This is a genomic window from Luteibacter rhizovicinus (assembly GCF_004342265.1).
Taxonomy (GTDB): domain Bacteria; phylum Pseudomonadota; class Gammaproteobacteria; order Xanthomonadales; family Rhodanobacteraceae; genus Luteibacter; species Luteibacter rhizovicinus_B.
In genome coordinates this window covers 508,208-519,808 of record NZ_SMCS01000001.1, presented here as the reverse complement: position 1 = coordinate 519,808, position 11,601 = coordinate 508,208, and the positions used below count along the sequence as shown (strand labels likewise).

The 11,601-nt window shown below is 62.7% G+C and carries 8 protein-coding genes; 3 read left to right on the top strand and 5 right to left on the bottom strand.

Annotated elements, in window-relative coordinates; all coding sequences use genetic code 11:
- Positions 1-98: 98 nt before the first annotated feature.
- From EC912_RS02405 to EC912_RS02400, 3 genes are all read left to right on the top strand, one after another.
- Positions 99-1,004: a LysR substrate-binding domain-containing protein gene (locus EC912_RS02405; protein WP_132141532.1), complete on the top strand. Its 906-nt coding sequence runs from the start codon at positions 99-101 to the stop codon at positions 1,002-1,004.
- Between the two features lie 369 nt (positions 1,005-1,373).
- Positions 1,374-1,547 (top strand): hypothetical protein, encoded by a 174-nt coding sequence (locus EC912_RS19305; protein WP_165973476.1) that lies wholly within the window; start codon positions 1,374-1,376, stop codon positions 1,545-1,547.
- Positions 1,548-1,610: 63 nt separating this feature from the next.
- Positions 1,611-2,273: a sulfite oxidase-like oxidoreductase gene (locus EC912_RS02400; protein ID WP_132141531.1), complete on the top strand. Its 663-nt coding sequence runs from the start codon at positions 1,611-1,613 to the stop codon at positions 2,271-2,273.
- Between the two features lie 20 nt (positions 2,274-2,293).
- On the opposite strand, the gene EC912_RS02395 is transcribed toward EC912_RS02400, so the two are convergent.
- The 5 genes from EC912_RS02395 to EC912_RS02375 form a co-directional block, all read right to left on the bottom strand.
- The gene (locus EC912_RS02395) at positions 2,294-5,278 is read right to left on the bottom strand and encodes a glycoside hydrolase domain-containing protein (protein ID WP_132141530.1); all 2,985 of its coding nucleotides are present in this window, start codon (positions 5,276-5,278) and stop codon (positions 2,294-2,296) included.
- Positions 5,279-5,408: 130 nt separating this feature from the next.
- Positions 5,409-8,411 carry a TonB-dependent receptor gene (locus EC912_RS02390; protein ID WP_243649105.1) on the bottom strand — a complete coding sequence of 1,001 codons (3,003 nt, stop codon included), beginning with the start codon at positions 8,409-8,411 and terminating at the stop codon, positions 5,409-5,411.
- 84 nt (positions 8,412-8,495) lie between these two features.
- Complete coding sequence (locus EC912_RS02385) at positions 8,496-9,452, bottom strand: 1-phosphofructokinase family hexose kinase (protein ID WP_132141529.1); 957 nt, start codon at positions 9,450-9,452, stop codon at positions 8,496-8,498.
- A complete protein-coding gene (locus tag EC912_RS02380; protein ID WP_132141528.1) occupies positions 9,449-10,372 on the bottom strand; it encodes a carbohydrate kinase family protein in 924 nt (307 codons plus the stop codon). Before EC912_RS02380 ends, EC912_RS02385 begins: the two co-directional genes overlap by 4 nt.
- The gene (locus tag EC912_RS02375) at positions 10,369-11,550 is read right to left on the bottom strand and encodes an SIS domain-containing protein (protein ID WP_243649104.1); all 1,182 of its coding nucleotides are present in this window, start codon (positions 11,548-11,550) and stop codon (positions 10,369-10,371) included. The genes EC912_RS02380 and EC912_RS02375 overlap by 4 nt, the downstream gene beginning before the upstream one ends.
- Between the last annotated feature and the right edge of the window lie 51 nt (positions 11,551-11,601).

Here is an 11,601-nt window from a genome sequence, read left to right as displayed (position 1 = left end):
CCCGGTTGACGCTGGCCGAATCGTGAATTCTAGCCATCCGGGAGCATGACGATTAGTCGTCCCCCGGGTGAATCATCTTTACAGGAGAGCAAAGATCGATGCGTGCATGGGATGGGATGGACGCCTTCGTCGAGGTCGTCAGGCTGGGCAGTTTCTCCGCCGCGGCGCGCAGCCTCGGCCTCTCCACCGCTTTTGTCAGCCGTGCGGTAAGCGGGCTGGAGCAACGACTGGGAACCCAGCTGCTTCATCGCACCACGCGGAAGCTGCGTCTGACCGACGCCGGCAGTCTTTATTACGAACACGCCCGCCATCTGCTGGAAGGCTTCGATACGGCCGAACAAGCGATCGTAGATTTTCAGGAAGGTTTACGCGGTAACTTACGGATAAGTCTGGCAACGACCTATGGCGAGCGCTACGTCGCACCGCTGGTGAACGAGTTCCTGGGCCTGCATCCGCAGATCGGCGTCGACATGGATTTCTCGAATCGCAATGTCGATCTCATCGAGGAAGGCTATGACCTGGCTATCCGTACCGGGCTGCTCGCCGACTCCAATCTCATCGCGCGCCGCCTTGGCGAACGCCGCCTGTTCGTCGTCGGCTCCCCCGCCTATCTGGCCGGCATACCGGCCCCCAGCGACCCCGACGGACTGGATCGACACGCTTGCCTCCTCGGTTCCAGCGCCCACTGGATATTCGCCGAGCACGACCAGCCCATGCAGCGCCCCGTCCGCGGTCGTTACCGCGCCACATCGGGCCACGCGCTGCTCGATGCCGCCGAACGCGGGCTCGGACTGGCGCAGTTGCCCGACTTCTATGTCGAGGAGCCGCTTCGCGCCGGACGACTGATTTCAGTCCTGGATGCATGGCGTTATGAACATGGGGCGGTTTGGCTTGTCTATCCCCGGAGTCGCCATCTGGCCCCCAAGGTCCGTCAGCTGGCCGACTTCCTCGTCCAGCGCCTTCAGTCTCCTCCGTGGAGGGGACTCGACTCCGAGGCAAAGTGAGGGTACTGTTCGCCGCCGTGAACGAAAGGCTAGTGGAAGGTGCCGATAGGCACCCGCAATGGGTCCGATAGACAATACCCAGTGAACCTTTTACTTACAGTCCTGTCCAAGAATTATCTGTGCCGGACCCTTGTAATTGCTCAGAGAAGACATATAAAAGCGCAAGTGGAACATGAGACCGTACGCCTGCGTAGCCAAAACTGGCAAAACGAAAGAATAACGAATCGATTGTTCACAAAATAGAACAGACTTACCGCTTGCAGGGCATATATCGGCCCAACCACGCGGCGTATCGTCCGCATCACGCCAAAGACCGGAGGCGTGCCGCAGCTTCCTCCAACCGGTCGCCCGAACAACGAGGCTCTGACCATGTCACTTCATAACGATTCCCAGCACACCACTTCGACCTTCGAAGATTCGAATGGCTACCGTCACTTCAGCGCTGGCAGCAGCGGCGTCGACCTGTTCGAAGGCGAACTCGACGGTTACGACTGGCTGAGCGAAGTCGCCAGCCGCCTGCACGACCACCCGGCGTCGGTCTGACCCGACGCTTGCCGGCGGGGTCGTCCCGGCGCATCTTCGTGTCTTGTCTCCGAGAATGCCGCCATGTCGTCGAACGACCCGCAGGAAAGGCCGGATTCCAAGCTCACCCGCAGCAAACAGGAATGGGCACGCGAGGGTAAATTCCTCACGGGTCGCCACGCGCGACCCGATAGCGAACGTCTTCCGCCAGGACAGCATCTCGTCCAGAACTGGCCCGTACTCGACCTGGGCGTTCAACCCGATGTTCCACTGAACGTCTGGCACCTCGAAATCGACGGCGCGGTAGAAGAGGAAGCCTGCTGGAACTGGGCTTCGTTCAGTCGGCAGCCGCAAACCGATCTGACGTCGGATATCCACTGCGTCACGACCTGGTCCCGCTACGACAATCACTGGCAGGGCGTCGCCACCCGCGACTTCCTCGAGACCGTGCGGCCGCGCGCCGAAGCCCGGCACGTCGTACTGCATTCCTACGATGGCTACACGACCAACGTCACGATGGAAGACTTCGCCGCCGAAGGCGCGTTACTGGCGCATAGCTGGGAAGGCAAACCTCTCAGCCGCGAACACGGCGGCCCCGTGCGCCTGATCATTCCCCATCTCTATCTGTGGAAAAGCGCGAAGTGGGTGCGGCGCATCGAATTCCGCGTGGACAACGAACCGGGATTCTGGGAGGTGCGCGGTTACAACAACCATGCCGATCCATGGCTGGAAGAGCGTTACTCGTAACCGCGCGCGACGCCTTCGCTTCACTTCACGACGATCAGCCAGCCCTTACCCGGCGCCACCTCGATCGCGTCACCCGGCCGCCACTCCCTGCCCGCCTGGAACTTGTCTATCGCGGGCGCGACAAACGTCGCCTTGCCTCCATCGATACCGAGCGCTTTCCAGTCGATCGACAAGTGCACTTCGACAGGCGTTTTCGCCCACGACGCGATAGCGATCATTGTCTGTCCATCGCGGACATAACTCGTCGCCAGCACATCGTCGCGACCGGTACGAACCGGCGCGTCGTGCACCCACCAGCCAATCATCTCGGCCTTCTCGATACCGAACGCATCCCAGGCTTTCCACAACGGACGCGGGTCGCTGCCGTCGGACCAGCCAAGCCGGTTGGTCATGCCGAACACCATACCGCGCCATGGATTGCCGTCGTGCTGCAGCATCTCGCCCATCAGGCCATAGGGAATGCCGGACAGTTCGGTCAGCCAGTAATTGGGCGACGTCCCCTCATAATCGAATTCCTCGCCGAACCACAGGCGATCGATATACGGGAACAGCTCCATGTAGAGCAGCGCGCTATTGATATAGCCATCGCGAGGGTTGTACTGATTGGCCGAATGCAGGTCGATCAGCGCATGCGGACGACGCGCGTCCAGCACCTTGCGCACCCGCTTCATCGTCGTGCGGTCGTAAGCGACATCGTCCAGATACAGGCCATCGATGCCGACATTACGGGCAACCCAGTCCAGCCCTTCGATGTAGTAATTGTGCCAACGGCTCTGGCCCGCGTTGATAACAGCGGCATCGCGGATTTCCGGAACGTACCAGGCGGGAATGTAATCGCCGTCGAGATGTTCCTGCAGCCACGAGGCACCCCCGCCCTTCCCTGCGCTGATTACCTCGTGTCCGAGGCTTTCGAGCATCGGCAGCTCGGGAGAACGGTTGGATAGTTCGCGCACCGTGTCGTAGATCTTCACCCGCATGTTGCGCCGGTGCGCCTCGTCGACATAAGCGCGCATGGCGTCGGGCGTCAGGAAGGGATAGTTGATCCACGGATTGATCGGCGTCGCGTGGTGGATGTTCACCACATTGGCTCCCTGCGCCTGGATATCCGCAAGCGGGCCGTATTTATGGAAGAAACGCTCCGCGAAATGAGCCACCGGATCGATCGTCTTGAACGGCGTGACGCGCATGACGATGTCGTAACGCAGCGTCTCGCCCGCCTGCATGTGCCGCGGTCCGCTGAACGCGACGACGCGATACGCATCGCTATCCTGCCGCAACCGGATACCGCCTTTCCCGCCGTTGTCCCACGAACCCGGCATCACCAGCGGCTTCTGATGATAGAAGTTCGTATTCAGGGGGCGGCTGTAGTGCTCGTCCCGCAGATGCAGTTCGAGACCGGCGTTCACATCGCCGATCCAGAGACCGTCCTGGTTGTGCTCGACGTTCCACTGCCAGTCGAACTGCTTCGGCACCGTGTCGCCCGTGCGGCCGAGACCCAGCATGTAGCGCGCCGCATCGAGCTTGAGCGGCACTTCAAAACGGATATCGCTCAGATCGACGGCCCGTGGCGAGGTCAGGGCTATCTGGTACGAAAGCGTGCCATCCGCTTCCAGCGTTGCATCGACGGTTTGTTGCACGTCTCCCGCTCGTCCCTCGGTACGCCATTGCAATTTGCCGGGGCCAGGCTGGGTGAACGCCATCCGGCCGGTTGCCTTCATGTCGCGCACACCACCCGGACCTTCGACGATCAGCCGCATCGGTGCCGCGAGCAAGGCGCGGGACGTATCGTCCAGACGCGTCATGCGCTCGTCGAAATAACTGCCGATGCGTGCCGGCATGCCTACGGAATCCAGCTCGATGTCGCGGCCGAGAATGGATAGCTTGTCGTTGCGTCTCGTCACCGGCTTAAGTGGACGCGTCACCGAATCGTCCTGGGCCAGTCGCGAATTCAGCCAGCGCAGACGCGTCAGGTTCGCCGGCTCGTCGTCGCCATGGTCTTTCGCGGGAGTGCCCGTAACGGTCAACGACACCGGCACATCGTGCGTGGGAAGACCGGCGGCACTCACCGCGAGGGTTCCGCGATAGACGCCTGCCGGCAGCCCGGCATCGAGATCCGCGCCCACCCACAATGCCTGCACCTTGCCGGCCGGCACATCCACGCGGCTAACGAAGGGCTTGCCTGCATAGTCGGTGCCACCGTTGCTGAAGGAGGTCCACGCCGCAGCCGGAATCACGGCACCCGACGGACCGGTCAGGTCGCCGAAGCGCACTGACACGTCCTGCAAAGGCGCATTCGCGGCCCAGACACCGAGCTGCGCGCTGACGAAACCGGCCGGCGCGCTTTCCATCGCCAGCGTGCCGCCGGGCCCGCGTTCGGCCCAGCGCTGCGGGATCGCGTCGAACATGCGAATGACGTGCGACCGGTCTTCGGGAAAGACCTGCAATACGTTCGCCTGCAGACCCGCGCGAAGTTTCTGCATGGCGGCCGGGTCGGCCACACGCTCCATGTCCGTATAGGCATCGAAGTCGTCGACCGCCTCATACCCGACGACACCCGCGTCGGGAATATGCGTGCGCTTGGCCACGGCGGCCTGCCAGGCGGCGTCGACTTCGTCAGGCTTCCGGTACTTCACCGTCGGATAGTTCGATCGCCCGTCCTGATCGTACGGCTGGTAGTAGACAGCGTATGTCCCGGCTTTCGCGGCGGCGAAGACCAGCGTGCCGCTTGCCTGCGTTATTTCCTGTCGCCAGACGTGCTCGACGCGCTTGCCGTCCGGGCCGACGACGATCGTCTCGACGCTCTCCGGATGGGCATCGCGACGACGCCATGGCAGTGTGACGCGAACCGCATCGGCAGCCTTCGCGACAGAGACAAGATAGCGATGGTTACCGTACACCGCGGCATTCCAGCGCTGTTCCGGAGGGTTGACGTCGCTGCCGGTAGCCATGATGGAAGCAAAAGTCGCTGCCAATCCGATCGCCGCATTTCGAAAAACTGACTGCATGTCGTTGTCCTGTCGGGGCGCCGCCGGGTGTGCGGCGCCGGTTCTACGTTGGGCATCTGGCGGGATGCCCGTATGAAAGTGTCGCGCAACCGGCGTCGATCCAGGCCGATGCGATGCGTCCGCGATTCCGTCAGCGGAAGGTATACCGAAGAATCAGCGAGGTCGTGCGCGGCGTCTGCCAGGACGGCGAGCCGTAGGCCGGGTTGTGGACGGAGTCGCCCTGCGCGGTGAAAACACCTTCGTCATAGGTTTGTTCACGGTTGACGATGCCCTGCCGGTTCGTCACGTTCTGCATCTGGACATCCACACTGAGCGCGTTCTCTTTATCGATCTGCCAGTCGTAGCCGACCGAAAGATTCAGCGCCCAGAAGAACGGCAACCGTTTCGCATGCCCCAGCGGCGATAGTTTGCTGTCGCAGAAGTGACTCGACGGACCGTACTGGTAGGCTGGGTCGCTCTGATCGGGATAGGTGCCGAAACAATTCAGCGGCGAACCGGTATGCATGTTGAGGATACCGCCGACGCGTACGCCACCGGGGAAATAGTAGATGCCCGACGCCGTCACGGCGTTCCGGATATCGCCGGTCAGATTGCCCGTGCCGCCGACCATCAGGCCCGGATAGTCGAACAGCACCTGCTCGCCCGCCGCGCCGTTTACCCGGTGCCCCAGGTCGATGTAGCCATCCGTATTGCCGTACAGATGAGCCCAGGTGTAGCTCAGATCGAGGAAGTACGGCGCATCGGGGGTGGACGCATGGGTCAGTTCCAGCGTCATGTGGTAGTAGCGGCGCTTCGCCGCCGGCATGCCGAATTCGCTGCCGGGAATAGTCAGCGATTCCGTGTTGCCGTCACCCCTGAAATCGCGCTTCAGCTGGACGTCGCTGCCCGGGTTGAGCAGGAAACAGGCGTTTTTCTCGGTGTAATCCGGATAGCCATGGCTGCGCGCGTACGCATTGATGCTGTCCAGGTAACAGGTGTCGTCGATCGTCTTCTTCAGGTTCGTGTATCCGATCTCGGCTTGAGCAGCCCACGCGCTGCCCAGCTGCTTCTGGACGTAGATCTGGAACTCGTACTGGTAAGGAGCCGTGATGTTCGACGTACTGATCTGTTCGGGCGTGGGGGCCAGTCCGTTGAACAGATAATTCGTATCGCCGATCTGCGTGAGTCCCGTGGGTGCCTTGGTGACCGGGTCCATCCCGGTATAGGTGTAGTACTTCGTATAACGGGTCACCGCGGTCGCGGCTCCGTTATTCACCGTCGACGGAATGGGAATCGTGTATTTTCCCGCGTTCGCGCCAACCTTCAGCGAGCTGTCGCCTTCCACGTCCCACGCGATGCCGAGGCGCGGCGACGTCAGCGGCAACCGGAGGAAGTTATTGCCGTTGACGTCTTTGTTAATGAAGACGTCGAACCGGGCGCCGCCGTACAGGACGACGTTGTCGCTGACCTGCCAGTTGTCGTCGATATAAGCGGCTTTGTTGACCGTATAGAACGATCCGCCGTTACTGTTGTAGTACTGGGATACGTAACGTCCGTCCGCCGGAGACGGCGATCCGTTGTCCAGAATGACTCCCGGCTGGTTGTAGTACGTGTAGTACCCGCCTTCCGTGGTTTCCATGCGCTGGTTGATGAAGTGCTTGTAATGCTCCGCGCCCGCCGTGATCCGGTGATCGCCAAGCTGCCAGGTAAAGTCGCCCTTGAATCCGCGGCGCCAGTACTCGAACGGCAAGAGTTGACCGGTCGCATTGCCGGCACCGATGTTGCGATTGATCTTGGTGACGGGATCCTGCTCCTGCACGTAGGGCAGGCCGCTTCCCGAACTGGACGTCGGCTGCAGCTGGCTCTGGCTGAGATAGCCGCCCATCAGCCGAAAACTGAGATCGTCGGTCAGTTGCGCGTGGTAATTGCCGATCAGGAACTGGTTCTTGGTCTGTACCGCCGCCCATCCGTAATAACTTCCACGCGATGCCGGCTCGTAATCCGAATCGAGCGTGTACTGGTTATCGAACTGGTTCGTCCAGTCGCGATAGCCGACAACGTTGACCGATTGATTGCTGGTGATGTTCCAGGTGAGATTCACCAGCGCGTTCTTGTCGCGCGTGCTGCGGTCGGTTTCGAGATTCTGTTTGTAACTGGTCGCCGTCGACGCGGGACTATTGCCCAGCATCACGAAATAAAAGACCTTGTCGCGCACTGCCGCGCCGGATGCCCACAGGTACTGATCCGTCACCTGCCCGCCATGATGGTTGGCACGGTTGAACTTGTAGTAGTCGCCGTCGCGGGTCAGCGAATCGTGATCGCGCGGATTGAGCAACCGCGATGTCGGAGGCTCGAAGTACAGCGAATAGCCCGCCTTGAAATCGTTCGTACCCTGACGCACCGTGGCGGCGGTGATGCCGCCCGTGGTGCTCGTCCAGGACGTACCGAAGTTACCCGTAATCACCTGCGTCGAACTGATCGCCTCCGGCGGAAGACGCGAAGCGCCCAGTCCGCTGAAGTCGTAAGTCGTATCGAATTCGTTGTAGTAGTAACGATTCTCGCCGGGGCTGGCGCCACCCATCTGCACGAGATTCGTAGTCTGGTCGTCGTAGCGCACGCTGGATTTGAGCAGGGCGATACTTTCCATGCTGCGGCCGGTGGGCAGCTGGTTGACCAGCTTCATGCTGTAGTTGGTGGCCAGTTCCGGCGTACTGACGTCAATCGGATTGACTGTCGTCGTGACCATCGAACTTACGTTCACCGCGTCGAGCGTTCGCGCATCGACAGCGCCGGGCGGGGCCCCGGCCGTTATTTCCACGGCGGATACGGCGGTCAGGCTATTGGCGACGACGTTGATCGTGCGGCTGCCGACGGCCTGGCCACCGTGCACGATGGTGACTTCATACGTACCGGGATTGAGGCCGGACATCGCGTACTTGCCGTCCTTGTCCGCGACGAGATCGCGCCGGAATCCGGTACTCGCATTGCTGACCTGTACGGTCACGCCGCCGGCTTCGCGGCCATACAGGCCACCGGTGATGGACTGCGCTTGCGCACCGTTCGCCAGAGCAATTGCCAACGCCATGGCAAGAAGACATCGACGCCCGGTACTGGCGACCGGACGGTTCCAGACAGATTTACCCTCGACAGACATGCCCTGCTCCCCGTTGCTGTTTAACGCACCGTGCCGGCCTCTCCCCAGCCCGCACAGGCGTGTGGTCCCACCGCTGAGTTCCGATCAGTCCGGCGGGCTGGAATTCCCCGAAGCGACGCGTTCGACCCGCACGCGCGCATGCCAGTACGCAATGTCGTCGGCACTGGCGTAACCCGTTTCGTCATTCATGGCATTGGCGGCACCGCAGGCCGCGCCCAGTTGCAGGACGTCGCACAGCGCCATGCCACGCACGAGACCGACCGCAAGACCGGCCATCAGGCAGTCGCCCGATCCCACCGCGTTGACCGCGCGCCCGCCCAGCGCGGCGCGCGCATGCCACGCACCGGATGCATCGATGCCGATCACACCCAGTTCGCCCAGCGAGACCACGGGCATCGTCACCCCCGACCGCAGCAACGTTGCCGCAGCGCGCACGCCATCGGCCACGGTCGACAGCGCCACGCCCGACAGAGCGGACGCCTCGTCGCGATTGGGTTTGACCAGAAATGGCCGCACGGCGACGGCATGCGCCAGCGCCTGCCCGCTCGTGTCGACAAGGCAGCGCTTACCGGCCGAGCCGATATGCAAGGCGAGTTCCGCATAGGTATGTGCGTCGAAACCGCGCGGCAGACTTCCGGACAGCACGACCGTGTCGCTATCGGTCAGCGCCGTGAGAAGCGCCTGAATCAACGCGCTGCGCTGCGCTTTCGGCACCTCGTTCCCACCGTCCAGAATTTCGGTGATATGGCCGTTCGCATCGCGGATGCTGAGGCACGAGCGCAGGTCGCCCTCGATCTCGACCGCATGGAACAACACGCCGCGTTCGCTCATGAGACGCGTGGCTTCGTTGCGCGTAGCCGCATCGATCAGGCCGACCAGTTGCACACGCTCGCCGAGCGCGGCCACCGTCTGCGCCACATGCACGCCCTTGCCGCCCAGGAAGGTTCTGACTTCGCTTGCGCGATTGACTTCGCCGACAACCAACCGATCCAGCGTGATGAGCCGGTCGATCGCGGTGTTGAAGCCAGCGACCGCGATCACGCGGCCCTGTCCAGCAGGTGCGCTACCTCGGCGACATCGGGCTGCGCCGGCGTGCCGCCGACACCACGGGTCGACAGACTTCCGCAAGCGTTGCCCCAGCGCAGGCAATGCGCCGGAGGCAGTCCGCGCAGGTATGCGTGCAGGAATCCCGCGACGAACGAATCGCCCGCACCGGTCGTATCGACGACCGGAACGGTATAGGCGGGCTCGACGAGCAGACCGCCGCCAAGCCAGGTAGCGGCGCCATCGGCACCGCACTTCACGACGATCGCGGCCCGTCGTCCGGCAAGGGATGCCAGCGCACTGGAAACATCGTCGCTGCCGGTAATCGCAAGCAGCTCCCGCTCGTTCGGAAGAAACACGTCGACCGTATCGAGCAGCGCGGCGATACCGTCATCCCAGCGCTGCTCGGGATCGAAACCGGGATCGAGGGAAATCGTCAGACCGGCGGTACGTGCACGCGCGAAGAGCTCCGGGCATCCCGAGCGCAGACCGCGTTGCAGGTAGTACGACGAAACATGCAGATGGTCGGCGCCGCGAAGCAGCGCGTCGTCGATATGCTCGGCCTTCAACGATCCGATGCCGCCGACAAACGTCACCAGCGCGCGGTCGCCTCCCGTGGACAACGAAGCGGTCACGCCCGTGGCCATGCTGGCGTCGCGCGTTACCGCCGACACATCGATGCCGCGCGAGCGCATGGCATCGATACAGAAATCGCCCAGCGGATCGCCGCCCGCGACACCGGCGAAAATCACCGGATTGCCGAGCCGCGCCAGCCCCATCGCGCAGATCATCGAGGAACTGCCCGGCGTCTGCTCGAAACCGCCGCTGAGTACTTCATTGCCCGGCGCAGGAAAAGCCGTCAGATCGCGAAACACGAAGTCGACGTTGATTTCGCCTGCGACGAGGATGCGTTTCATGGCGCGTCCTCGCTATGCATGACGAACTCGCCCACGACACGGGTGAGAACGCCCTGCGACGGCGTATCGGGAGCGAATCCCAGCGCGAGGCAGCGGAAGAATGCGAGCAGCTGACCGACGACCACGGCGGGCAGCAACGCCAGCGTATCGCCAACGTCGCGCAGCATCGGCAGTTCGATGGCCACATCGTCGCTGTCGCCGGCCATGGCGGGCACATCGGCACCCACCACGATGCGCGCCATGCCCAGACCTTTCGCGGCAAGCTCGGCGAGAAGATCGGTCTCGTAAGCCCGCACGACGGGATCGGTGGAAAGGAACGCGACAATCAGCGTGTGCGCATCGACATTCGCCATCGGTCCGTGGCGCAGGCCGAGGAAGCTTTCCGCCATGGTAGTGACGCGACCGCCCGTCATCTCCAGCATCTTCAGCGCGCACTCGCGCGCCGCACCGACACCGCCGCCACTTCCGAGATACAGAACGCGACGCACATCGCCACGGGCAAGACGGGCGATATCGTCGGCGTGTTCGCCGAAGACCGTTTCGGCAGCGTTTGCGACCGACTCGACTGCGTCCGCGCCAATCGTCGCGTCCGCGAGCAATGCCCCGGCCAGCATCAGATTGGAGAAGCTGCTGGTCATCACCAGACTGCGATCGTTGGTGCGTTCGGCCAGAACGACCGCCTCGACACGCTCGTCGTCGCGATAGCGCGTGACCAACTGCCCCTGCGCATTGCAGGTAAGCACGACGTGCCGGACGTCGGGCCGGTGTGTCAGAAGACGGCTGACCGCGCCACAGCTTTCCGGGCTGTCGCCGGAACGCGCGATGGAAACCAGGACGCCCTTATCCGCCGGCAGCACCTCGCGCCAATGGGTCAGCAAGGTACCCGCCGGGATGGCCAGCGTCGGAACGCCGGTACTCCGCTGCAACGCCGGCGCGATCGCTTCGCCCGCGTAGACCGAGCTCCCCGAGCCGGTGAGCACGATGCTGCGGACGCCGCCTTGCAACGTCTCGTCGAGCACGCCGCTTCCGGCAAGGGCTCTGGCGGTTTCCCGCCATGTCGAGGGCTGCTGGAGGATCTCGGCAAGAGTATGGGCGTAGCCCGCCGCCCGCTGGGCTTCCAGGGGTGCGGCCGACAACGCGTCGAGTTCCGTTTGTGCTGCATTTTGTTTGACAGGCATGCGTATTTGCTTAAATATGCTATCGAACGAAAGTATTCGAAGCTTCAAACA

Excerpts from the sequence above, each read along its gene's own strand:
- EC912_RS02405 (WP_132141532.1), top strand. The coding sequence starts at position 99 with ATGCGTGCATGGGATGGGATGGACGCCTTCGTCGAGGTCGTCAGGCTG.
- EC912_RS19305 (WP_165973476.1), top strand. The coding sequence starts at position 1,374 with ATGTCACTTCATAACGATTCCCAGCACACCACTTCGACCTTCGAAGAT.
- EC912_RS02400 (WP_132141531.1), top strand. The coding sequence starts at position 1,611 with ATGTCGTCGAACGACCCGCAGGAAAGGCCGGATTCCAAGCTCACCCGC.
- EC912_RS02395 (WP_132141530.1), bottom strand. The coding sequence starts at position 5,278 with ATGCAGTCAGTTTTTCGAAATGCGGCGATCGGATTGGCAGCGACTTTT.
- EC912_RS02390 (WP_243649105.1), bottom strand. The coding sequence starts at position 8,411 with ATGTCTGTCGAGGGTAAATCTGTCTGGAACCGTCCGGTCGCCAGTACC.
- EC912_RS02380 (WP_132141528.1), bottom strand. The coding sequence starts at position 10,372 with ATGAAACGCATCCTCGTCGCAGGCGAAATCAACGTCGACTTCGTGTTT.
- EC912_RS02375 (WP_243649104.1), bottom strand. The coding sequence starts at position 11,550 with ATGCCTGTCAAACAAAATGCAGCACAAACGGAACTCGACGCGTTGTCG.